Source organism: Dyella sp. C9 (assembly GCF_003332825.1).
Classification (GTDB): Bacteria; Pseudomonadota; Gammaproteobacteria; order Xanthomonadales; family Rhodanobacteraceae; genus Dyella.
Window position 1 is genome coordinate 503,174 of the sequence record NZ_QIRF01000001.1, and the last position, 21,636, is coordinate 524,809.

The window sequence follows — 21,636 nt, forward strand, 5'->3', positions numbered from 1 at the left end:
CGGGGCCATTTCGTTTGCGTGGATTGTCATGGACTTGTGAGCGTGGCCGCGCGCCACCACTTGACGTACAGATGCCCCCGGCGCAGTGTCGGGGCGAAAGAAGCAATTCATCCCGAGAGATTCTCTTCGATGGCAAAAAATGCCCCCAACCCCCAGGCCACCGGAGCTGTACTGGACGCCCTGCCAGTGCTGCCGCTGCGTGACGTGGTGGTTTATCCCCACATGGTCATTCCGTTGTTCGTCGGACGTGACAAATCCATGCGCGCGCTCGAGCGCGCGATGGAGGGCGAGCGCCAGATCCTGCTGGTGGCGCAGAAGAGTCCCGATATCGACGATCCCAAGGTTGGCGACCTCCATGAAATCGGCACGCTTGCCGGCGTACTGCAACTGCTGAAGCTTCCCGATGGCACCGTCAAGGTGCTGGTCGAGGGGCAGGCTCGCGTTACCGTCGAACAATACAACGAGGATGGCGGCATGCTGACCGCCACCTCGCGCGTCATCGAGCCGGTCTACAGCAACAAGGAGCGCGAGCTCGACGTGGTGTCGCGCACGCTGATCTCGTTGTTCGAACAGTTGGTCAAGCAGAGCCGCAAGCTGCCGCCGGAGGTGCTCGCCACCTTGTCCGGCATCGACGATCCGTCGCGCGTGGCCGACTCCATCGCCGCGCACCTGTCGGTGCGCATGGCCGACAAGCAGAAGGTGCTGGAAACCGCCGACGTCGGTCAGCGCCTGGAGCTGCTGATCGGGCTGGTTGACGGCGAGATGGACCTGCAGCAGGTGGAAAAGCGCATCCGCGGCCGCGTGAAGTCGCAGATGGAAAAAAGCCAGCGCGAGTACTACCTCAACGAGCAGATGAAGGCCATCCAGAAGGAGCTCGGCGAGAGCGAGGAAGGTCCGAACGAAGTCGAGGAGCTGCAGAAGAAGATCGACAACGCCGGCATGCCCAAGGCCGTGCTGGCCAAGGCGCGCCAGGAGTTCGGCAAGCTGCGCCAGATGTCGCCCATGTCGGCCGAGGCCACGGTGGTGCGCAACTACCTGGACTGGCTGGTCGGCGTGCCGTGGAAGAAGAAGAGCAAGGTGCGCAAGGACCTGCAGCTCGCGCAGGACGTGCTCGATGCCGACCACTTCGGCCTGGAGAAGGTCAAGGAACGCATCCTGGAATACCTCGCCGTGCAGCAGCGCGTGAACACCATGCGCGGCCCGATCCTGTGCCTGGTCGGCCCACCGGGCGTGGGCAAGACCTCGCTCGGCCAGTCGATCGCCAAGGCCACCAACCGCAAGTTCGTCCGCATGAGCCTGGGTGGCGTGCGTGACGAGGCCGAGATCCGCGGCCATCGCCGTACCTACATCGGTTCGATGCCGGGCCGCATCGTGCAGAACCTGAACAAGGTGGGCACCAAGAACCCGCTGTTCGTGCTGGACGAGATCGACAAGATGTCGATGGACTTCCGTGGCGACCCCTCCTCGGCGTTGCTGGAAGTGCTCGATCCCGAGCAGAACCACGCCTTCAATGACCACTATCTGGAGGTCGACCTCGACCTTTCCGAGGTGATGTGGATCGCCACGGCCAACTCGCTCAACATCCCGGGCCCGTTGCTGGATCGCATGGAGGTCATTCGCATCCCCGGCTACACCGAGGATGAGAAGCTCGGCATCGCGTTGAAATACCTGCTGCCCAAGCAGCTGAAGGCGAATGGGTTGAAGCCGGAGGAGTTGAGCGTCGATGCCGAGGCCATTCGCGATATCGTGCGCTACTACACGCGCGAATCCGGCGTGCGCAACCTCGAGCGCGAGGTCTCCAAGATCTGCCGCAAGGTCGTCAAGGAGCTCGCGCTGGGCCAGGTGAAGAAGGGCGCGGCGGCGAAGAAGGCTGGCGCAGCCGTAAAGACGTCCAAGTCGAAGGTCAAGGCGCCGGGCAGCGCGGTGGTCAATTCGGCCAACCTCGAGCACTACCTGGGCGTTCGTCGCTTCGACTTTGGCCGTAAAGAGCTCCAGAACGAGGTCGGGCTGGTCACCGGCCTGGCCTGGACCCAGGTCGGTGGCGACCTGCTGAGCATCGAGGCCTCGGTGGTGCCGGGCAAGGGGCGCCTGGTCAATACCGGGCAGCTGGGCGATGTCATGAAGGAGTCGATCCAGGCCGCGCTCTCGGTGGTGCGCGCGCGTGCCGACCGGCTGGGCATCGATCCGGAGTTCCACCAGAAGTTCGACATCCACATCCACGTGCCGGAGGGCGCGACCCCCAAGGATGGTCCTAGCGCAGGCATCGCCATGTGCACGGCGCTGGTGTCGGCCCTGACCAAGGTGCCGGTGCGCTCCGAGGTGGCCATGACCGGCGAGATCACCCTGCGTGGCCGCGTGCTGCCGATTGGTGGTCTCAAGGAGAAGCTGCTGGCGGCGCATCGCGGTGGCATCACCACGGTGATCATCCCCGAGGAAAACAAGAAGGACCTGGCGGATATCCCGGACAACATCACCGGTTCGCTGGACATCCATCCGGTGCGCTGGATCGACGAAGTGCTGGACATCGCGCTTGAGCGTCCGCTGCAGCCGCGCCAGGCCAGCGAAGGCGAAGGCGCGCCTAAGGCCGAGCCGCCACGGGATGACTCGCAGGAGGAGTCGCAGGAGTCCTACGCGCGGCCGCACTGATCCGTGATGCGGGTCACCGAAAGACGGGCGGGCAACCGCCCGTTTTTCATGGGCGAGTCATATCCGGAAACGTGCTCGCACATAGCGTTTCAATCCGCGCTTTGCAAGCGTTTTTGAAACACGCTGAACCGTGGGAACCCTTGGTATTGCTTGTCATTGCGGACCCTAGGGGCCACTGGTATAAAGGCGGCACCGCAGCCTGACGCCGAGCACGATGCGCAGTGATGCGGGGTTGCTTGGCGATGCCTGGTGCACTGTCACGAGTGGCGTCGCCTGGTCCCAGAATGACCACGCGGGCTGCATAACCGTTTAAGGGAGTGTCTCAATGAATAAAACCGATCTGATCAATGCCATTGCCGAAAAGGCCGAACTCACCAAGGCTGACGCCGGCCGTGCTCTCGAGGCTTTCTTCGAGACCGTGCAGAAGGCGCTGAAGAAGGGTGACGATGTGTCGGTGGTCGGCTTTGGCACCTTCACCGTGCGCAAGCGCGCTGCCCGTACTGGCCGCAACCCGCGCACCAATGAGACGATCAAGATCAAGGCCTCGAAGGTTCCGGCGTTCAAGGCTGGCAAGACCCTCAAGGATGCCCTAAACTAAGCGGCTACTTGCTTAGTTTCGGGTGCTTAGCTCAGCGGTAGAGCGTCGCCCTTACAAGGCGAGGGTCGTAGGTTCGATCCCTACAGCACCCACCAGAAATATGTGGAGCGGTAGTTCAGTCGGTTAGAATGCTGGCCTGTCACGCCGGAGGTCGCGGGTTCGAGTCCCGTCCGCTCCGCCACAGTTCGCAAGGGCGCCCGTGTGGCGCCCTTGCCATTTAAGCCCCGCGCACATGCTGCGCCGAACAACGAGAGCCGGGAACAATCCATGCTGCAGGCATTGCGTAACAAGCTTCACGGATGGCCTTCGATCGTCATTCTTGGCGTTTGCGTATTCGCTATCTCGTTCTTCGGCATCGAGTCGTACTTCGCCTCGCACACCGACACGTACGTGGCGATGGTGGGCAAGCACGAGATCTCGCAGCGCGATTTCCAGGACCGCATGAACCAGGCCCGTCGCGAGGCGATGGCCCGCATGGGCGACCACTTCGATGCCGCCCAGTTCGAGCAGCCGGAAGTGAAGCGCCAGGTGCTTGACCAGCTCATCAACGAAGAGCTGCTGCGCCAGGCCAATGAAACGCTGGGCATGCGCGTGTCCGACCTCGCGTTGCGCGACCGCATCGCCAGCGCCCAGGAATTCCAGGTCAACGGCCAGTTCGATCCGAATACCTACCGCGCCATTCTCGCGGCACAGGGCATGTCGCCGGCCTCGTTCGAAAGCGGCCAGCGCGCCCTGCTGGAGCCGACCCTGCTGCCGCAGGCCATCATCGGCAGCGCGGTGGTGACCGACGCGGACATGGACCGTTACCTCGACCTGCTGTACCAGCGTCGCGACCTGCGCTGGTTCGCCGTGCCGCATCCGGCGCTGGCCGACAGCCAGGCCACCGATGAGCAGCTGGAGGCCTATTACAAGGACCACCAGGCCGACTTCATGAGCCCGGAGCAGGTCTCGCTCAAGTACATCGAAGTCAATGGCAATGACCTCAAGATCGACGCCCAGCCCAGCGACGACGAGCTGAAGAAGCGCTACGAAGAGCAGAAGCAGCGCTTCGTGCAGCCGGAGCAGCGCCTGGTCTCGCACATCCTGGTCAACGTGCCGAAGAACGCCACGCCGGACCAGCAGAAGGAAGCGCTGGCCAAGGCCGAGAAGATCGCCAGCGAGGCGACTGCCGACAACTTTGCCAAGCTGGCCGAGCAGGATTCGGACGACTTGGGTTCCAAGCGCTCGGGCGGTGACCTTGGCTGGCTGGAAAAGGGCGTGACCAACCCCGCCTTCGACTCGGCCCTGTTCGCCCTGCAGAAGGGCCAGATTTCCAAGCCGGTACTGTCCGACGAGGGCTACCACGTGCTGTTCCTGCGTGACGTGCGCAGTGGCGAGGCCAAGCCGTTCGCCGAGGTGCGCGACCAGATCGCCAAGGATTACCTGTCGACCGAGCGCGACCGCCAGTACAGCGAACTGGCCGGCAAGCTCACCGACCAGACCTACCAGAATCCCTCGTCGCTGGAGCCGGCGGCGCAGGCACTGAACCTGCCGATCCAGAGCACGCCGCTGTTCTCGCGCAAGGGTGGCGAAGGCATCGCCGCCAACCCGAAGCTGGTCGACGCTGCGTTCTCCGACGACGTGCTGAGCCAGGGCAACAACTCCGGCCTGATCGATCTGGGTTCGGACCATGCCGTGGTGGTGCGCGTGGACAAGCATGTGCCGGCTGCGGCGCGCCCGCTGGCCGAGGTGCGCGACCAGGTTCGCCAGAAGATCCTGGACGAGCGTGCTGCCGCCGAGGCGAAGAAGGCTGCCGAGGCCCTGCTCGCACGCCTGCAGAAGGGCGAGGACATGCAGGCGGTCGCTTCCTCCGCCGGAGCCACGGTGCAGTCGGTGCCGGCCGCGGTCCGCATGCAGCAGGCACTGCCGACCGAAGTGCTGGACCAGGCCTTCCTGCTCCCGCACCCGGCCGATGGCAAGCCGCAGTTCGCCAGCGTGGCGATGCATGACGGCAACTACGCGCTGGTGGCGGTGGACAAGGTGCAGGCCGCGGACCTGAGCAAGGTAACGCCTGACCAGCGCGATTCGCTGCGCGGCGATATGAGTCAGGCGTACGGCATCCTGACCACCCAGGAATTCCTGGATGCGCTGAAGGCGAAGACCGAGATCAAGATCGCGCCCGAACGCATGTAAACGTGTGCCGGCGTCGACGACCACGAAAAGAGCGGCCCGGTGGCCGCTCTTTTTTTGCATGGGGGAGGGGCGCAGGCCCCTGTCAAGCCCAGGATGTTGTAGCCGGCATCGACATGGGTGATTTCGCCGGTGATGCCCGACGCCAGGTCCGAGCAGAGGAATGCACCGACATTGCCGACTTCGTCGATGCTGACGCTGCGGCGCAAAGGGGCATGGCTGTCGACGTGCTCGAGCATCGTGCGGAAATTGGCGATGCCGGCAGCGGCCAGCGTCTTGATCGGACCGGCGGAGATGGCGTTGACTCGCGTGCCCTCGGGGCCAAGGTTGTAGGCGAGGTAGCGGACGTTCGCCTCCAGGCTGGCCTTGGCCAGGCCCATCACGTTGTAGCTGTCCATCGCGCGCTCCGCGCCCAGGTAGCTGAGCGTGAGGATGGAGCCGCCGCGACCCTGCATCATGGGGCGAGCCGCAGCTGCCAGTGCAGCCAGGCTGTAGCTGGAGATGTCATGCGCGACGGCGAAGTTCTCGCGCGTGAGATGGTCGAGGAAACCGCCCTGTAGCGCTTCGCGCGGCGCATAGCCGACCGAATGCACGAGGATGTCCAGGCCGTCCCAGTGTTGCCGTAGCGCACCGAGCAACAACGCAATCTGGCCGTCGTCGGCGACATCACAGGGCAGCGCGATGTTGCTGCCGAAGGCGTTGGCCGCCTCGTCGCCGCGATCCTTCAGGCGCTCATTCTGGTAACTGAAGGCGAGTTGGGCGCCTTCGCGATGCATGGCGTTGGCAATGCCCCAGGCGATCGAACGCTGGCTGGCGATGCCCACGAGCAGCGCGCTTGCCGTGCAGGAATCCCATGCTTGTTCCCGGGGCCGGGGCCGGGGCCGGGGCCCGCGACCGCGAAAGGAAGCCGGACCATAGCAGCGCCTGAAGCCGGGGCTGGACGACGCTTCGTCGCAGCCGGGGCCTCAGCCGGGGGCGCTCACCTTCAGCACCTGGCCAGGCTTTACACCCGGGCCCGGCAGGTGGTTCCACTGCTCAAGCTGCTTGATGCCCACCGAGTACCGCCGGGCGATGCTCCACAGGCTCTCGCCGGTCTTCACCGTATGCGTCTTGCTGGGCGCGGTGTCATCGTCGCTGGTGGCGGCCGCCAGTGCGGCATTCAGGGGTGGCAGCACGGTCGTGCCCGGAACGCCCTGCACGCCGTTGTTGTTGTCGGAGAGCAGGGCGTTGCGGAACTGCTCGACACGGCTGCTGGGCATCAACAGGTACGGCGAGGCCTGCGAATCGACCACGCCATTGCGGAAGCCGGCGTTGAGGTCCTTGAGTTCGTCCGGCGACATGCCGGCGTTGCTGGCTGCGTGGGCAATCGGCATGGACTTGTCCACGCTGACCGTGACCAGGCGCTGTTCGGATGGCAAGGTAGGCAGGCTGACATTGAAGCGGCCCGGATCGCGGATGACGCAGGCGATGGCGAGCAGTTTCACCAGATGCTCGCGAGTGACTGCCTTCACCGGCATGCGCGGAATGACCGGTTCGGCCGGTGGTGCGCCATGCTCGTTGATCATGCGGCGCATGCCGAACTCGCCGGCATTGAAGGCGTAGTCGACCAGTCGCCAGTCGCCGAGGTCGTCGTGGTACCGGCTGAGCAGCGCCATGATGGCGTCGGTGGCTGCAGGGACGTCCATGCGTCCATCAAAGTTCCTGTCGACGCGGATGCCCATCGCGTTGGCCGTGGCCGGCATGATCTGCCACATGCCGGCTGGCATGTTCTTGCCGCCGGAGACAGGCCGGTACTGGCTCTCCACCCACGGCAGCAGTGCGAACTCACCCGCCACGTTGTGGCGCGCCGCGATCTGTTGGACGTACGCCAGGCGGGGTGCGGCAGCGGCGATCTGGGTTTCGAAGCGGTCGGGATTCTGCGTATAGCGACGCGCCCACAGGGTGATGCCCGGGTCCGCATCGCAATCGGCCATGGCGAAGCTGTTGCGCAGGTCGTCCCAGATGTTGCCGTCACTCAGCGCAGGCGCCACCGGTACCGTCACGGGGTGACGCAGATCACGCACGGGCTGCAGGGCGGGAGCCTGCACGGTGGGGTCTTGGGGTTTCTGGGCGGGGCCGGTGGCACAGGCGGCCAGGAAGACCGACAGTGCAAGGGGAAGCGGGCGCAGGCGGCGGCTGTTCATCCGGCGAAAACGTCCTTGTTGGCCCGCAACGCGGCGAACCGCGCCACGCGGTCACCCTGGATACCGTGATGTCGGCTCCAGGCGATGACTGCATCGCTGTCAGTGCGCAGGAACGGGTTGGTCTCCCGTTCGACGGCGAGGCTGACCGGCAGGCTGGGCTGTTGATGGGCGCGCAGCGAATCGACCCGTGCACGACGTGCGGCCAGCGCGGCATTGTTCGGCTCGACCGTATGGGCAAAGCGTCCATTCGCTGCGGTGTATTCGTGGGCACAGCACACCAGCGTATCGCCGGGCAGGCTTGAAAGGCGGTCGAGCGATGCCAGCATCTGCGCGGGCGTCCCTTCGAAAAGACGTCCACACCCCATGCTGAAAAGCGTGTCGCCGCAGAGCAGTACGCCTTCACCGGCGTAGGCGATGTGGGTGGTGGTATGTCCCGGCACGGCGATCACTTCGAAGCGCGCCTGTGGGTGATCGATCTGCACCACGTCGCCATCGCCGACCCGGTGCGCGGCCAGCGCGATGCGTTCGTCCCGCGGTGCATAGACCGGCACGTGGTGATGGGCGAGCAACGCGTCGACGCCACCAATGTGGTCATGGTGGTGATGGGTCAGCAGGATCGCGCGCAGCGCAAGGCCACGCTCGCGTAGTGCTTGTTCGACCGGCGTTGCGTCACCTGGGTCGACCACGATGGCCTGGCCATCGTCATCGTGCAGCAGCCAGATGTAGTTGTCGGCAAGCGCCGGTAACGGTACGACGTGCAAGGAGATCACCTCCGCGGTTTCGTATCGACTGACGCAGGCATCCTTGGCTTGCGCGAAGTGCCCGACTATAAAGGGGCTCGCCGGCGCACTCGTTAGTGAGACGTTAATCGTCAAGTCGCCTGTTCAGGCTTGTGGCCCGGTTGGTGGCCACTTTGCAAACCAGGCCACGTTCCGGGTGCCCTCCCGGTACACTGTGCGGCATCGATCCGACCGGGCCGTTCAGGCATGTCTCAGCGCGACCAAGACATCTACACCAGCGCGCCCTTGCGTAGCCTGCTGGCGGAGGAGACGGTGGCGCTGTTGCCTGGACTGCAGCGCTGCGCTGGCACGCACGCGCTGATGGTCAGCGCGGCGGTGGGAGACGAGCCGCCGGTGCTGCCCCTGCTGGGCAACTGGACGCGGCTCAGCGTGGCGGATGACCGTTATGGTGGCGATATCCGGGCGAGCAGCGAAGAGCCCATGCCATTCGTGGACGATGCCTTCGACCTGGTGCTGCTGCGCCATGCACTGGAGGTATCGGCCATGCCGCAGGATCTGCTGGAGGAGGCGTCCCGCGTGCTCGCGCCCGGTGGCGTGATGGCGCTCACTGGCCTGCATCCGTTCAGTGCCTGGTTGCCCTGGATGATGTGGCGAACGCGCGGCCGCACGCCCGCCATGCACTCGCCGATTCTGCTGGAGCGCTGGGTGCGCAGGATCGAGCTCGATGTCGAGCGGGTGGAGCGGGTAGGAGGCATGTGGCCGAGTAGCCGCGCAGGCCTGGATGCCGCACACGCCTTCGGCGGCGGCTACCTGCTGATTGCACGCAAGCGTCGGCGCGTCGCCACGCCGCTGCGGTTGAAGCCCAAGCCCGTACCGGCATCGGTGGGTGTGGGACTGGCACCGGGCGCGCGGCGCAACACCGCGTCCTGAAAAATTCTGATGTATTGATGGGTGACAATGACTGAAGTTCAAGCGTTTACGGATGGCGCCTGCCTGGGCAATCCTGGGCCGGGTGGCTGGGCTGCCCTGCTGCGTGCGAGGGGCCAGGAGCGGCTGCTTGCTGGCGGCGAACCCGACACCACCAACAACCGCATGGAGTTGATGGCGGCGATCGCCGCGCTCGAGGCGTTGACGCGCCCGTGCAAGGTCGCGCTCACCACCGACTCGCGCTACGTGATGCAGGGCATCGAGGAGTGGGTGCCGAAGTGGCGCGCCAATGGCTGGCGTACCGCGGACAAGAAGCCGGTGAAGAACCAGGACCTGTGGGAGCGCCTGTCGGCGGCTACGCAGGCACACCAGGTGCGCTGGCATTGGGTGAAGGGCCATAACGGGCACGCCGAGAACGAGCGCGTAGATGTCGCCGCGCGCGAGCAGGCCGAGCAGTTCAGGAGCAAGGCATGAGGCAGATCGTGCTGGATACCGAAACCACCGGCCTCGAAGTGCGCCAGGGCCATCGGCTGATCGAAATCGCCTGCGTGGAGATGATCGAGCGCCGCCCCAACGGCCGTCACTACCAGACCTATCTCAATCCCGACCGTGCGATCGACGAGGGCGCCAAGCAGGTCACCGGCATCGAGGACGAGTTCCTGCTCGACAAGCCTCGTTTCGCCGATGTGGTCGAGGATTTCCTCGCTTTCATCGACGGCGCCGAGCTGATCATCCACAACGCGACCTTCGACGTCGGCTTCCTCAATGCCGAACTGGCGCGGCTGGGTGAATCCTATGGGCGGATCGAGGATCGCTGCCATGTGCTGGATACGCTGGCCATGGCGCGTGAGCGCTATCCCGGCCAGCGCAACAGCCTCGATGCCTTGTGCAAGCGCCTCGGCGTGGACAACTCCGCGCGTGACCTGCACGGCGGCCTGATCGACGCGCAGTTGCTGGCGGAAGTCTATCTGGCCATGACGTCGGGCCAGGTGGTGCTCGACCTTGGCTTCGAAGGCGCGCAGGAGCAGGGGGCGGCGGTGGCGTTGGCGCCGATCACGCTCGATCGCCGGCCACGCGTGCTGCGTGCGAACGAAGCCGAATTGGCGGCCCATGAAAGGCGGCTCGATGCGCTGGACAAGAGTGCAGGTGGCACCAGCGTGTGGCGTCGCGAGTCCCAGTCGACCGTTCAGTGACGCAGGCCCTGGCCCTCAGTTGATGCGGGCCAGGATCGCCGTGACGTTATCGCTGCCGCCGCCGTCGAGTGCGGCGAGCAGCAGATGCTCCGTACACTCCTGCGCCGACAGGTCCTGCCGTGACACCATGGCGGCGATCGCGTCGTCACCGACTTCCTCGGTCAGTCCATCGCTGCAAAGCAGGAAGCACATGCCACTTTCGAGGCGGCCGCGCGCCATGCCGATATGCAGTTGATCCGCCGCCGTGATGCCCAGCGCCTGGGTGATCACGTTGCGTTGCGGATGGCGTGCGGCCTGTGCCGCATCGAGCGTGCCTGCTGCAACCAGTTCCTGTACCAGTGAATGGTCGTGGCTCACCTGGCGCAAATGCTTTTGCCACAGGTAGACCCGACTGTCGCCGACCCATACCACTTCGTAGCTGTCGGTATGCAGGCGCAGCGCGGCGATGGTGGTGCCCATTGGGCGAGGGTCGCGGAAGCGGCGGCTGTACTGGATCAGTCGTTCGTCCGCGGCGCGCACGGCTTCGACCAGCGTATGACCGCGGGCCACCAGGTCGGCTACTGCGTCACGCACCAGTGCCGATGCCACTTCGCCGTGCTGGTGCCCGCCCATGCCGTCGGCCACCAGAAACAGGCCGAGCGATGCGTCGGCGTAATAAGTGTCTTCATTGCGGGTGCGGCGTAAGCCGACGTGGGTTCCGTGTCCAAACTCGATCATGGGATGCCTGGTGTGGCGACGCGGTGCGAGCATGACGGAAGTGCGGAAATTGCGCAAAAAGTGAAAGGTATGGTGGGGCGTAGGCGAGTCAGCCGACATTCCAGTGCTTGCTGGAATCCGGTGTCTTGGCTTTAGTCACTGGCGATCGTGCAAGTGGGATTGTCAGGGCCATTCATGGCCCTGACCCCTTCGCGCTTTCGCGCTACGGGGCCAGCCTGCGGCTGTCCGCATTCGCTCCCGGCGAATGCGTCGAACCCGGTGGGTTCTCACCCAGCCGTCACCATCAGAAAAGCAAAACGCCCCACATGGGGGCGTTTTGCTTTTCTGGCGGAGAGGGTGGGATTCGAACCCACGGTACGCTTACACGTACGCCTGATTTCGAGTCAGGTACATTCGACCACTCTGCCACCTCTCCTAAGCGGTGCGTGTGGTCCACGCGAGCCGGCAATCTTACGCGGTAGCCGGGCGGCTGGCAATGGGGGAGGGCGTTTTTCCCTACTCGACGGTGTGGCGGTGGCCGGCCGCTACTGCAGTTTGGCGCCCCAGCGCCCGTCGCGTGGCAGGTAGTGGTTGGCGGGGTCCAGCGACACGGCCACGCGGGTCGCGCGGCCAGTGATTTCCTCGCGGGGGAAAAAGCCGTAGTAGCGGGAGTCGGCGCTGTTGTCGCGGTCATCGCCCAGCAGCAGGTATTTGCCCGCAGGCACTATTACCGGACCGAAGTCCCTGCTGCTCCCCTGTGCGGCGAGCAGGCGTACCGCGTGATGCAGCGGACCGACAGACTCGATCGCATAGCGCGCGGGATTTTCGCGGTCATCGCGGATGCCTTGCACCGCGATCGGTCGATAGTTCGCCGGCTGGCCGTTGATAAAGAGCTGATCGTCGAGCAGGGCGATCCGATCGCCGGGCACGCCGATGACCCGTTTCACCAGGCGCTCGCCGGCCGCATCGGAGTCGAGCACGACGATATCGCCGCGTTGCGGATCGGCCCTGTGCAGCAGGGCGATGTGCGTGAATGGCAGTCGGATGTCGTAGGCGGCCTTGTCGACCATGATGCGGTCGCCGATGCGGATCGTGGGCTGCATGGAGCCTGTGGGCACCACGTTCCAGTCGGCAATGGCGCTGCGGAACATCACCATGCACAGCATGAAGGTGATGAAACCCTTGTTGCGGGCGATCAGGCCCAGGATGGTGCGCATGGCGTTCCCCATCGAATGTCCCTAGGTTGAAGGACAGACCGGGCCGGGGCAGGGAAGTTTCCCTTGCATGAGCGCAAAAAAAGGGGCGGTGTCGCCACCGCCCCATGACTGTCACACTGTTTTTGCTCAGCCCGCCTTGCGCTTGGCCAGGCGCAGCCAGGTATCGACCACGGTGTCGGGGTTGAGCGATACCGATTCGATGCCCTGGTCCATCAGCCAGTCAGCCAGGTCCGGGTGGTCGGACGGGCCCTGGCCGCAGATGCCCACGTACTTGTTCTTCTCGCGCGCGGTCTGGATGGCCATGGCCAGCAGCTTCTTCACCGCCGGGTCGCGCTCGTCGAACAGGCCGGCAACGATGCTGGAGTCGCGGTCCAGCCCCAGGGTCAGCTGGGTAAGGTCGTTGGAGCCGATCGAGAAGCCGTCGAAGATCTCCAGGAACTCCGACGCGAGCAGGGCGTTGGACGGCACCTCGCACATCATGATGATCTTCAGACCATGCTCGCCCTGCTTGAGGCCATTCTTGGCCAGCACGTCGATCACCTTGCGGCCTTCGTCCAGCGTGCGCACGAACGGGATCATCACCCACACGTTGTCCAGGCCCATCACTTCGCGCACGCGCTTGACCGCCTTGCACTCCAGGCTGAACGACTCGGCGAAGCCCGGGTCGACATAACGGCTGGCACCGCGGTAGCCGATCATCGGGTTCTCTTCGTGCGGCTCGTAGCGCGAGCCACCGATCAGGCCGGCGTACTCGTTCGACTTGAAGTCGGACAGGCGCACGATGACGGTCTTGGGATACACCGAGGCGGCAATGGTGGCGATGCCTTCGGCCAGGCGATCGACGTAGAACGACACCGGGTCGGCATAGCCGGCCATGCGCTCGTCGATCTTCTTCTTGGTCTCGGCGTCCTGCTTGGCGTATTCGAGCAGGGCCTTGGGATGCACGCCGATATGGCTGGCGATGATCATTTCCAGGCGGGCCAGGCCGATGCCGGCGTTCGGCAGCATGCCGAAGTCGAACGCGCGCTCCGGGTTGGCCACGTTCATCATGATCTTCAGCGGGGCCTCGGGCATGTCACCCAGGTCGGCGGTGACGCGGTCGAACTTCAGCGCGCCCTGGTAGATCATGCCGGTGTCGCCTTCGGCGCAGGACACGGTGACTTCCGCGCCATCGGGAATGGTGTTCAGGGCATTGCCCGTGCCGACCACGGCCGGCACGCCCAGCTCGCGGGCGATGATCGCCGCGTGGCAGGTGCGGCCGCCGCGGTTGGTGACGATGGCGGCGGCGCGCTTCATCACCGGCTCCCAGTCGGGATCGGTCATGTCGGCGATCAGCACGTCGCCCTGCTGCACCTTGCTCATGTCGGCGAGCGAGCGGATCACGCGGGCCTTGCCGGAGCCGATCTTCTGGCCGATGGCGCGGCCCTCGGCCAGCACCTTGCCCTTCTCGTTGAGGTGGAAGCGCTCGAGCTGGGTGGCGTGTGAGCGGGACTTCACCGTCTCCGGGCGGGCCTGCACGATGTACAGCTTGCCGGTATTGCCGTCCTTCGCCCACTCGACGTCCATCGGGCGGCCGTAGTGCTGCTCGATCACCAGCGCCTGCTTGGCCAGTTCCTGCACGTCCTCGTCGTTGATGCAGAACTTGTTGCGCAGCTCGACCGGGGTGTCCTCGATCTTCACGCGCTCGCCGGGCTTGTTCGAATAGACCATGCGCTGCTGCTTGGCGCCCAGGCTGCGGCGAAGCACGGCCGGCTTGCCCTGCTTGAGGGTGGGCTTGAACACGTAGAACTCATCGGGATTCACCGCGCCCTGCACGACCATCTCGCCCAGGCCGTAGGAGCCGGTGACGAACACCACGTCGCGGAAGCCGGACTCGGTGTCCAGGGTGAACAGCACGCCGGAGGCGCCTACGTCCGAGCGCACCATCAGCTGGACGCCGGCGGAGAGGAACACGTCCTCGTGCTTGAAGCCCTGGTGCACGCGGTAGGCAATGGCGCGGTCGTTGTACAGCGAGGCGAAGACTTCCTTCACCTTGTGCAGCACATCCTCGATGCCCACCACGTTGAGGAAGGTTTCCTGCTGGCCCGCGAAGGAGGCGTCCGGCAGGTCTTCGGCGGTGGCGGAGGAGCGCACGGCCACGGCGATGTTGTCGGCGCCGGCGTCCTTGCAGAGCTTGGCGTAGGCGTCGCGGATGGCCTGGTCGAGGTCGGCCGGCAGCGGGGTCTCGGTGACCCACTCGCGGATTTCCTTGCCCGCGGCGGTCAGCGCCTCGACGTCGTCCACGTCCAGCGTAGCCAGGCGCGCCTGGATGCGCTTGGCCACGCCGCTCTTGTCGAGATACTGCTGGAACGCATCGGCGGTGGTGGCGAAGCCACCAGGCACGGACACGCCGAGTTTGGCGAGATTACCGATCATCTCGCCCAGCGACGCGTTCTTGCCGCCGACCTTGCCCAAGTCGGTCATGCGCAGCGTGTCGAGCCAAAGCACCAGGTCGTTCAAGGGAGTCTCCTCAAGAGCTCGTAGTTTTGAAGCGGGGGAGCCCGGATTCGTCCGGAAAACGGGCTACAAAGAACTGGTATTGTCCGCTGCCGATGGTGCGCAGCACAAGAAGACCATTCCGGCCAAAACCCGCGCCAGCTGCATACCAGTCAGCCGAGAGTCAAGCAAAGACAGGCTTTTCACGTTGAGCTAAGGTGTCGGGCAGGAACAGTCAGGGACTTCGGGTTACCCATGCAAAGAACGGTTTTCTACATCTCCGATTCCACTGGTATTACCGCCGAAACGATCGGCAACAGCATTCTTGCCCAGTTCGAGGGGGTGCAGTTCGAGAAGCACCGGCTCCCCTTCATCGACGATGCCCACAAGGCGGAGGCGGCGGCGCTGCGGATCAAGACCCGCTACGCCCAGACTGGGGAACGTCCGATCGTGGTCAATACCATGGCCTCGCGCGACCTGTGCGAGATCGTGGCCGAGAGCGGCGCCCTGATGCTGGACGTGTTCGCCCCGTTCATCGGGCCGCTGGAGGAGGAACTCGGCGCCAAGCGTTCCGGCGCGGTGAACCGCTCCCACGGCCTGGTCGATTTCGACAAGTACGAAGCCCGCATCAACGCCACCAACTATGCGTTGTCCCATGACGACGGCATCGACGTGGACTATGCCCAGGCCGACCTGATCCTGGTCGGGGTGTCCCGTTCGGGGAAGACGCCGACCTGCCTGTACATGGCCTTGCATTACGGGGTGAGCGCCGCCAATTACCCGCTGACCGACGAGGACCTGGACAAGCTGGAGCTTCCGGCACGCCTGCGCCCTTACCGGGATCGCCTGTTTGGCCTCACCATCGACCCCCAGCGCCTGGCGCAGATCCGCGAACAGCGGCGCGCCGGCAGCCGATATGCGACGCTGGAGCAGTGCCGTTGGGAGCTGTCCCAGGCCGATAAGCTGATGCGGCGGGAGGGCATTCCCAATCTCAACACCACGCATGTCTCCATCGAGGAGATCGCGAGCAAGATCTTTGACCGCTTCGGTATCGAGCGGACCATGTTCTAAAGGAGATTCCACGCCCCATGAGTGCCGTACTGGACAGCCGCAATGCACTGCTACCGGGACGCTTCGGTTTCCTGATGGGCTTGTATGCGGAGAACTACCACCGGCTGGTGAGGTTGTTCGCGCCGCAGGAGCTGCCGCCGGGGTTCTATGTGTCCAGCGTGGACGATGGGCTGGACGTGCGGCTGCAGGTGCAGGAGCGCCATCCCTATACGCTGGAATTGGAGTTGACCTACAACTTCGTCGACGCGAATACGGGCCAGCCGTCGCCGTCGGCGCAGCTGCGCATGTATACCGACGCGCATGTGGCCGAGGCGCTGCATTGCCATCCGGGCCGGCATCTGTGGCAGGTGCTGGGCCCGTTTCCCCCGGCGCACACGGTGCTGCAGCACCGCCTGCGCATGAACGGGTTTCTCTCGCGCTGGCTGGAATACCTGGCGGAGCAGGGGCATTCGAAGGGAACGCTGGAGCGTCTCGAGGATCACCACTCGCCGGATGAGGCGCTGTTGTAGGAGCGCATGTGCTGCGCGCGACCATGGCGTCCTCGCTCCGTAGGTTTTTCGCGCACAGGGTGCGCTCCTACAGGGAGCGGACTGGGAGTTTTCTACAGGCAACAAAAAACCCGCCAAAGGGCGGGCTCTTCGTAAATGGCGGAGCGGACGGGACTCGAACCCGCGACCTCCGGCGTGACAGGCCAGCATTCTAACCGACTGAACTACCGCTCCACTTTTTCTTCCAGCTACACTACCAAGCCAAACTTGGCGTCCCCACGGGGATTCGAACCCCGGTCGCCACCGTGAAAGGGTGATGTCCTAGGCCTCTAGACGATGGGGACGTGTCTAAGTTTGGTGGAGCCAGGCGGGATCGAACCGCCGACCTCCTGCATGCCATGCAGGCGCTCTCCCAGCTGAGCTATGGCCCCGTGTGCCTCTGGAAGCCCGAAAGAATAGATAGGGTTTGCGATTTCGTCAAGCGTTCGATGTGAATTTTTTTCAAAAAAAATTCACGTGTGAATCACAACAAGCAGTTACGTCTCACCGGCGATGAGGGCGCGACGCGCAAAACGCCATCCTCGATGCGCAAGTGACGCATGAAGGTTCGTCGAGTCACTGCATCGACGACGTATTTCGACATGTGGGGCTGTGCATCGAATGATCGATTGCTAGTCTTGCCCGACGTCCCCACGGAATTTGTCGATGCACGATCTGCACTTCATCCAGGACCTCGCGACCGTCATGTTGATCGCGGGCCTGACGACGGTGATCTTCCAGCGGCTGCGGCAGCCGGTCGTTCTTGGATACATCATCGCGGGTGTGCTGGTCGGCCCTTATACGTTCCCGGTGGTGTTCATCCACGACGAGCAGACCATCCGCACGTTGTCCGAGTTGGGCATGATCCTGCTGCTGTTCGCGCTGGGTCTCGAATTCAGCCTTAAAAAGCTGCGCGAAGTGGGGGGCGCTGCGCTGGTGGCTGCCGTCTGCGAGATCGTCCTGATGTTGTGGCTCGGCTACGAGATCGGGCGTTTCTTCGGCTGGAGTTCGATGGATGCGCTGTTCCTGGGGGCGATGCTGTCGATGTCCTCGACCACCATCATCATGAAGGCGCTGGACGACCTGAACCTCAAGCGCGAGCGCTTCGCGCAGCTGATGTTCGGCATCCTGATCGTGGAGGACGTGCTGGCCATCGTGCTGATGGCGCTGCTTACCGGCATTGCCAGCACGGGTGGACTGGAGGCCGGCGAGGCGGTGGCGGCGGTCGGGCGACTGACCCTCTTCATGGCGGTGTCGCTGGTGGTCGGGCTGCTGCTGGTGCCGCGCGTGGTCGACTACATCGCGCGCGTCAGCCGTGATGACGTGCTGCTGGTGGCTGTGCTGGGCCTGTGTTTCGGCTTTTGCCTGCTGGTCACCGAAATGGGCTACAGCATTGCGCTGGGCGCCTTCATGATCGGGGCGATCGTGGGCGAGTCGCAGAGCGTCGAGCGCGTCGAGCGCATCATCATGCCGGTGCGCGACATGTTCAGCGCGATCTTCTTCGTGGCGATCGGCATGCTGATCGATCCCGCCATGCTCAAGGAATACTGGTTGCCCATCCTGGTGGTTACCGTGGTGGTGGTGCTGGGCAAGGTGCTCACCTGCAGCTTCGGCACCTTCGTCGCCGGCAACGATGGACGCACCTCGCTGCGCGTCGGCATGGGGCTGGCGCAGATCGGCGAGTTCTCGTTCGTGATCGCCTCGTTGGGCCTCACCCTGAAGGTGACCAGTGGCTTCCTGTATCCGGTGGCGGTGGCGGTATCGGCCATCACCACCTTCCTCACGCCTTATCTCATCCGTGCCTCGGACCCGTTGGCGTCCATGCTCGGCCGGCGTCTGCCGCACAAGCTGACCAGCCTGTTTGGCGCCTACACCGACTGGATGGGCAGTCTCAGCCTGGGCGGGCAGGGTGCGATGGTGGCCAAGATGATCCGGCGCCTGGTGTGGCACGTGATCATCAACATGATGCTGGTGGTGGCGGCCTTCCTGATCATGTCCTACCTGTATCGCCGCGGCGTGTTCCACTGGGATTTCCTGGCCGACCGGCCACAGGTGAAGCGCAGCCTGGCCTGGTCGATCGCGGCGCTGGTGTCGTTGCCGATGATCGTGGCGGCGTATCGCAAGGCCACGGCGCTGGGCATGCTGCTGGCGGAGCTGAGCATTCCCGAGCGCATCGGCGGCGCCTACAACATGCGCATCCGCGCGGTGCTGGCGCGCTTCATTCCCCTGGCGACGATGTGGGTCCTGGGGCTGCTGGTGGCGGCGTTGGCCTCCACCATCCTGCCGCCGCGGGAGGTGGCCGTGGTGCTGGTGCTGGTCCTGCTGCTGCTTGCCTGGTTGCTATGGCGGGGCCTGGTGCAGGTCCATGCGCGCCTGCAGGCTGCATTGCGCGACACCCTCGAGAAGCCCGGGCGGTCCGGGGATGGCCATGCCTGACATTCCTTTGCAGTGAACGTGCCGAAAGGGCTGGCCGACCCTGTGTAGACTTCGTAAAAAACCGCGTTATTGAGCCGTGTCGTGAACTTTTAATCACGACTGACGGTCGTAGCCCCCACATCGTTGCCAAGACTCGACAAGGGCCGCACAATGCGTGGCCTGCCTCCATCGGGGGGGCTCAGTCCGGTAGCGCCGGCACATCCAAATACGAGGGAGTTCCACATGAAGCATTTTCTGCGTCCCACGCTGACGGCAGCCGCGCTGGCTGTTGCACTGGGCATGACCGCTGGCGTGCACGCACAGGCCGCGAAGACCGCAGCTCCCGCTGCTGCGCCGGCCGCGCCGGCCGCAGTCGACAAGACCAAGGCCAGCTATGTGGTGGGTTGGGATCTGGCTAGCTCGCTGCCGCCGCTGGTGCGCGAGGAAATCGACCCGAACGTCGTCTCCAACGCGCTGCGTGACGCGCTCTCGGGCAAGAAGCCGACCATGAGCGAGGCGGAAGCCAAGCAGGTGCGTGAGGCCTTCGTGGCCAACCTGCAGGCCAAGGCCAAGGCCGAGTACACCCAGGTCGCCGCCAAGAACAAGACCGAAGGTGATGCCTTCCTGGCCAAGAACAAGGCCGCTCCGGGCGTGAAGACCACCGCTTCGGGCCTGCAGTACCAGGTGATCACCCAGGGTACCGGCGCCCGTCCGGGTCCGAGCGATACCGTGCAGGTCAACTATGTCGGCAGCTTCGTCAATGGCGAAGTGTTCGATGACTCGTCCAAGCACGAGGGTGGTGGTCCGGCCTCGATCCCGCTGGCTGGCGTGATCCCGGGCTTCCGCGAAGGCATGCAGCTGATGCAGACCGGCGGTCATTACAAGTTCTTCATCCCGTCCAACATCGCCTACGGTGCGCAGCCGCAGAACGGCTTCCCGCCGAACGCGACCATCGTGTTCGACGTGACCCTGGTCAAGACTGGCCCGACCCAGGGCGGCGACCAGCAGCCGGGCGGCGCCAAGTAATCGCCTACAGGTCTTTCAGGCCATTCCGAAACGGGGCGCGAAGCGATTCGCGCCCCGTTTCTTTTGCATGAATGTGATGGACTTCGCATCGCCATGCCCGGGCGCCCGGCCTGCTAGAATCCCGAGTCTTGCCCCTTGGGAGTTGCTGCGACAATGAAGGTCACGATTTTCGGCACCGGGTACGTGGGTCTGGTCACCGGCGCCTGCCTGGCGGAAATGGGCAACCATGTGGTGTGCGTCGACATCGATGCCCGCAAGGTGGAGCGCCTCAAGCAGGGCGAGATCCCCATCTATGAGCCGGGCCTCGAGCCGATCGTCAAGCGCAACCACGCCAGCGGGCAGCTGGATTTCACCACGGAGGCCGCACCGGCCATCGAGCACGGCCAGGTCGTGTTCATCGCCGTGGGTACCCCGCCGGACGAGGATGGCAGCGCGGACCTCAAGTACGTGCTCGGCGTGGCGCGCACGATCGGCCAGTACGTGGATCGGTATACCGTGGTGGTGAACAAGTCGACGGTGCCGGTGGGTACCGCCGATCGCGTGCGTGCGGCCATTGCCGAGGAGCTCGCCAAGCGCGGCGCCTCGGTGGAGTTCGATGTCGTCTCCAATCCGGAATTCCTCAAGGAAGGCGATGCGGTGGAAGACTGCCTGCGTCCCGACCGCATCATCATCGGTAGCTCCAGCGAGCGTGCCGTGGGCGTGCTGCGCAAGCTGTATGCGCCGTTCAACCGCAACCACGAGCGCACGGTGGTGATGGACGAGCGCTCGGCCGAGCTGACCAAGTACGCGGCCAACGCGATGCTGGCGACCAAGATCAGCTTCATGAACGAGATCGCCAACATCGCCGAGCGTGTAGGGGCGGACGTGGAGCTGGTGCGCCAGGGCATGGGTTCGGATCCGCGCATCGGCTATCACTTTATCTACCCGGGTGCCGGTTACGGCGGCTCGTGCTTCCCCAAGGACGTGCAGGCGCTGGAGCGCACCGCGCGCAGCGTGGGCTATGACGCGCGACTGCTGGGCGCAGTCGAGTCGGTGAACCACGACCAGAAGACCAAGTTGTTCGAGTTGATCTCGCGCCACTTCGATGGCCAACTGGCCGGCAAGACCATTGCGCTGTGGGGCCTGGCGTTCAAGCCGAACACCGATGACATGCGCGAGGCGTCCAGTCGCAACCTGATGGAGGCGTTGTGGAGTGCAGGCGCCAAGGTGCGTGCATTCGATCCGGAGGCGCGCCACGAGACCCATCGCATCTATGGCGATCGCGACGACCTGGTGCTGTGCGAAAGCGCCTACCAGGCGCTGGACGGCGCCGACGTGCTGGCCATCGTCACCGAGTGGAAGGCGTTCCGCAGTCCCGACTTCGCACGCATCCGCGAGCAGCTGTCCAATCCCGCGATCTTCGATGGCCGCAACCTTTATGATCCGGCTGCCGTCGAGGAAGCCGGGCTGGCTTACTACGGCATCGGCCGTGGTCGCAGCCTGAGGCGCTGAGCATGGGCGATGATTCGCTGCAGCAGCGGCTGACCGAGCTGGAAGTGCGGCTCACCTTCGTCGATGACACGGTGAATGCATTGGCTTCGGCGGACGCGGAGCTGTCCATGCGCCTGGTGGCGCTGGAGGAGCTGATCCGCGGGTTGCGCAGCGAGTTGTCCTCGTTGCGCGCTTCGCAGGGGCACGATCCGCACAGCGAACCGCCGCCCCCGCATTATTGATCGCACCACTTCTGTAAACGCACCACGCTAGCGAGTTTCGA

General features: G+C 64.6%; 17 protein-coding genes, 6 tRNA genes and 1 pseudogene. 14 read left to right on the forward strand and 10 right to left on the reverse strand.

Annotated features, from left to right (window positions below):
* Positions 1 to 129: 129 nt before the first annotated feature.
* The 5 genes from lon (at position 130) to DVU99_RS02275 (ending at position 5,416) form a co-directional block, all read left to right on the forward strand.
* A complete protein-coding gene (gene lon / locus DVU99_RS02255; RefSeq protein ID WP_114238564.1) occupies positions 130 to 2,646 on the forward strand; it encodes an endopeptidase La in 2,517 nt (838 codons plus the stop codon).
* Between the two features lie 325 nt (positions 2,647 to 2,971).
* Positions 2,972 to 3,244, forward strand: coding sequence for an HU family DNA-binding protein (locus tag DVU99_RS02260; RefSeq protein ID WP_019465590.1), 273 nt, complete (start codon positions 2,972 to 2,974; stop codon positions 3,242 to 3,244).
* Between the two features lie 20 nt (positions 3,245 to 3,264).
* Positions 3,265 to 3,339, forward strand: a tRNA-Val gene (locus DVU99_RS02265).
* Between the two features lie 9 nt (positions 3,340 to 3,348).
* Positions 3,349 to 3,425 (forward strand) — tRNA-Asp (locus DVU99_RS02270).
* An 86-nt stretch (positions 3,426 to 3,511) separates the two neighbouring features.
* Positions 3,512 to 5,416: a SurA N-terminal domain-containing protein gene (locus tag DVU99_RS02275; RefSeq protein WP_114238565.1), complete on the forward strand. Its 1,905-nt coding sequence runs from the start codon at positions 3,512 to 3,514 to the stop codon at positions 5,414 to 5,416.
* Between the two features lie 95 nt (positions 5,417 to 5,511).
* On the opposite strand, the pseudogene DVU99_RS02280 reads toward DVU99_RS02275, so the two are convergent.
* From DVU99_RS02280 to gloB, 3 genes and pseudogenes are all read right to left on the reverse strand, one after another.
* Positions 5,512 to 6,268, reverse strand: a pseudogene (locus tag DVU99_RS02280) (enoyl-ACP reductase); the annotation flags it as partial.
* 110 nt (positions 6,269 to 6,378) lie between these two features.
* Positions 6,379 to 7,596, reverse strand: a complete 1,218-nt coding sequence (locus tag DVU99_RS02285; RefSeq protein ID WP_343126317.1) for a LysM peptidoglycan-binding domain-containing protein — start codon at positions 7,594 to 7,596, stop codon at positions 6,379 to 6,381.
* Complete coding sequence (gene gloB, locus DVU99_RS02290; protein ID WP_114238610.1) at positions 7,593 to 8,357, reverse strand: hydroxyacylglutathione hydrolase; 765 nt, start codon at positions 8,355 to 8,357, stop codon at positions 7,593 to 7,595. Before gloB ends, DVU99_RS02285 begins: the two co-directional genes overlap by 4 nt.
* 225 nt (positions 8,358 to 8,582) lie before the next feature.
* Between gloB and DVU99_RS02295 the strand changes: the two genes are divergently transcribed.
* Genes DVU99_RS02295 through dnaQ form a run of 3 tightly spaced genes read left to right on the forward strand, consistent with a single transcriptional unit; the run spans position 8,583 to position 10,456 of the window.
* A complete protein-coding gene (locus DVU99_RS02295; RefSeq protein ID WP_114238566.1) occupies positions 8,583 to 9,266 on the forward strand; it encodes a methyltransferase domain-containing protein in 684 nt (227 codons plus the stop codon).
* Positions 9,267 to 9,293: 27 nt separating this feature from the next.
* The gene (gene rnhA / locus DVU99_RS02300; protein ID WP_114238567.1) at positions 9,294 to 9,737 is read left to right on the forward strand and encodes a ribonuclease HI; all 444 of its coding nucleotides are present in this window, start codon (positions 9,294 to 9,296) and stop codon (positions 9,735 to 9,737) included.
* On the forward strand, positions 9,734 to 10,456 hold the full coding sequence (dnaQ, locus tag DVU99_RS02305) for a DNA polymerase III subunit epsilon (protein ID WP_114238568.1): 723 nt from the start codon (positions 9,734 to 9,736) through the stop codon (positions 10,454 to 10,456). Before rnhA ends, dnaQ begins: the two co-directional genes overlap by 4 nt.
* A 15-nt stretch (positions 10,457 to 10,471) precedes the next feature.
* On the opposite strand, the gene DVU99_RS02310 is transcribed toward dnaQ, so the two are convergent.
* The 4 genes from DVU99_RS02310 to ppsA all read right to left on the reverse strand — a co-directional run bounded on the left by DVU99_RS02310 (position 10,472) and on the right by ppsA (position 14,868).
* Complete coding sequence (locus tag DVU99_RS02310; RefSeq protein WP_114238569.1) at positions 10,472 to 11,173, reverse strand: PP2C family serine/threonine-protein phosphatase; 702 nt, start codon at positions 11,171 to 11,173, stop codon at positions 10,472 to 10,474.
* A gap of 325 nt (positions 11,174 to 11,498) precedes the next feature.
* Positions 11,499 to 11,588: transfer RNA gene (locus DVU99_RS02315), tRNA-Ser, on the reverse strand.
* A gap of 109 nt (positions 11,589 to 11,697) precedes the next feature.
* Positions 11,698 to 12,369, reverse strand: a complete 672-nt coding sequence (gene lepB / locus DVU99_RS02320; RefSeq protein WP_114238570.1) for a signal peptidase I — start codon at positions 12,367 to 12,369, stop codon at positions 11,698 to 11,700.
* A gap of 126 nt (positions 12,370 to 12,495) precedes the next feature.
* Positions 12,496 to 14,868 (reverse strand): phosphoenolpyruvate synthase, encoded by a 2,373-nt coding sequence (ppsA, locus tag DVU99_RS02325; RefSeq protein ID WP_114238571.1) that lies wholly within the window; start codon positions 14,866 to 14,868, stop codon positions 12,496 to 12,498.
* A 231-nt stretch (positions 14,869 to 15,099) separates the two neighbouring features.
* Between ppsA and DVU99_RS02330 the strand changes: the two genes are divergently transcribed.
* Complete coding sequence (locus tag DVU99_RS02330; RefSeq protein ID WP_114238572.1) at positions 15,100 to 15,915, forward strand: pyruvate, water dikinase regulatory protein; 816 nt, start codon at positions 15,100 to 15,102, stop codon at positions 15,913 to 15,915.
* Positions 15,916 to 15,932: 17 nt separating this feature from the next.
* Positions 15,933 to 16,424 carry a DUF1249 domain-containing protein gene (locus DVU99_RS02335; RefSeq protein WP_114238573.1) on the forward strand — a complete coding sequence of 164 codons (492 nt, stop codon included), beginning with the start codon at positions 15,933 to 15,935 and terminating at the stop codon, positions 16,422 to 16,424.
* A gap of 136 nt (positions 16,425 to 16,560) precedes the next feature.
* Here the strand turns inward: DVU99_RS02335 and DVU99_RS02340 are convergent.
* From DVU99_RS02340 to DVU99_RS02350, 3 genes are all read right to left on the reverse strand, one after another.
* A tRNA-Asp gene (locus DVU99_RS02340) sits at positions 16,561 to 16,637 on the reverse strand.
* Between the two features lie 34 nt (positions 16,638 to 16,671).
* A tRNA-Glu gene (locus DVU99_RS02345) sits at positions 16,672 to 16,747 on the reverse strand.
* A gap of 11 nt (positions 16,748 to 16,758) precedes the next feature.
* Positions 16,759 to 16,834 (reverse strand) — tRNA-Ala (locus DVU99_RS02350).
* A gap of 274 nt (positions 16,835 to 17,108) precedes the next feature.
* On the opposite strand from DVU99_RS02350, the gene DVU99_RS02355 reads away from it, so the two are divergent.
* The 4 genes from DVU99_RS02355 to DVU99_RS02370 all read left to right on the forward strand — a co-directional run bounded on the left by DVU99_RS02355 (position 17,109) and on the right by DVU99_RS02370 (position 21,595).
* Positions 17,109 to 18,878 carry a cation:proton antiporter gene (locus tag DVU99_RS02355; RefSeq protein WP_114238574.1) on the forward strand — a complete coding sequence of 590 codons (1,770 nt, stop codon included), beginning with the start codon at positions 17,109 to 17,111 and terminating at the stop codon, positions 18,876 to 18,878.
* 222 nt (positions 18,879 to 19,100) lie between these two features.
* Complete coding sequence (locus DVU99_RS02360) at positions 19,101 to 19,883, forward strand: FKBP-type peptidyl-prolyl cis-trans isomerase (protein ID WP_114238575.1); 783 nt, start codon at positions 19,101 to 19,103, stop codon at positions 19,881 to 19,883.
* Between the two features lie 153 nt (positions 19,884 to 20,036).
* The gene (locus tag DVU99_RS02365; protein ID WP_114238576.1) at positions 20,037 to 21,374 is read left to right on the forward strand and encodes a UDP-glucose/GDP-mannose dehydrogenase family protein; all 1,338 of its coding nucleotides are present in this window, start codon (positions 20,037 to 20,039) and stop codon (positions 21,372 to 21,374) included.
* Between the two features lie 2 nt (positions 21,375 to 21,376).
* On the forward strand, positions 21,377 to 21,595 hold the full coding sequence (locus DVU99_RS02370; RefSeq protein ID WP_198670156.1) for a SlyX family protein: 219 nt from the start codon (positions 21,377 to 21,379) through the stop codon (positions 21,593 to 21,595).
* Positions 21,596 to 21,636 lie beyond the last annotated feature (41 nt).

Bases quoted from the DNA above. Each gene is read 5' to 3' on its own strand.
- lon (WP_114238564.1), top strand. From the start codon at position 130: ATGGCAAAAAATGCCCCCAACCCCCAGGCCACCGGAGCTGTACTGGAC.
- DVU99_RS02260 (WP_019465590.1), top strand. From the start codon at position 2,972: ATGAATAAAACCGATCTGATCAATGCCATTGCCGAAAAGGCCGAACTC.
- DVU99_RS02275 (WP_114238565.1), top strand. From the start codon at position 3,512: ATGCTGCAGGCATTGCGTAACAAGCTTCACGGATGGCCTTCGATCGTC.
- DVU99_RS02285 (WP_343126317.1), bottom strand. From the start codon at position 7,596: ATGAACAGCCGCCGCCTGCGCCCGCTTCCCCTTGCACTGTCGGTCTTC.
- DVU99_RS02295 (WP_114238566.1), top strand. From the start codon at position 8,583: ATGTCTCAGCGCGACCAAGACATCTACACCAGCGCGCCCTTGCGTAGC.
- rnhA (WP_114238567.1), top strand. From the start codon at position 9,294: ATGACTGAAGTTCAAGCGTTTACGGATGGCGCCTGCCTGGGCAATCCT.
- dnaQ (WP_114238568.1), top strand. From the start codon at position 9,734: ATGAGGCAGATCGTGCTGGATACCGAAACCACCGGCCTCGAAGTGCGC.
- DVU99_RS02310 (WP_114238569.1), bottom strand. From the start codon at position 11,173: ATGATCGAGTTTGGACACGGAACCCACGTCGGCTTACGCCGCACCCGC.
- lepB (WP_114238570.1), bottom strand. From the start codon at position 12,369: ATGCGCACCATCCTGGGCCTGATCGCCCGCAACAAGGGTTTCATCACC.
- DVU99_RS02330 (WP_114238572.1), top strand. From the start codon at position 15,100: ATGCAAAGAACGGTTTTCTACATCTCCGATTCCACTGGTATTACCGCC.
- DVU99_RS02335 (WP_114238573.1), top strand. From the start codon at position 15,933: ATGAGTGCCGTACTGGACAGCCGCAATGCACTGCTACCGGGACGCTTC.
- DVU99_RS02355 (WP_114238574.1), top strand. From the start codon at position 17,109: ATGCACGATCTGCACTTCATCCAGGACCTCGCGACCGTCATGTTGATC.
- DVU99_RS02360 (WP_114238575.1), top strand. From the start codon at position 19,101: ATGAAGCATTTTCTGCGTCCCACGCTGACGGCAGCCGCGCTGGCTGTT.
- DVU99_RS02365 (WP_114238576.1), top strand. From the start codon at position 20,037: ATGAAGGTCACGATTTTCGGCACCGGGTACGTGGGTCTGGTCACCGGC.
- DVU99_RS02370 (WP_198670156.1), top strand. From the start codon at position 21,377: ATGGGCGATGATTCGCTGCAGCAGCGGCTGACCGAGCTGGAAGTGCGG.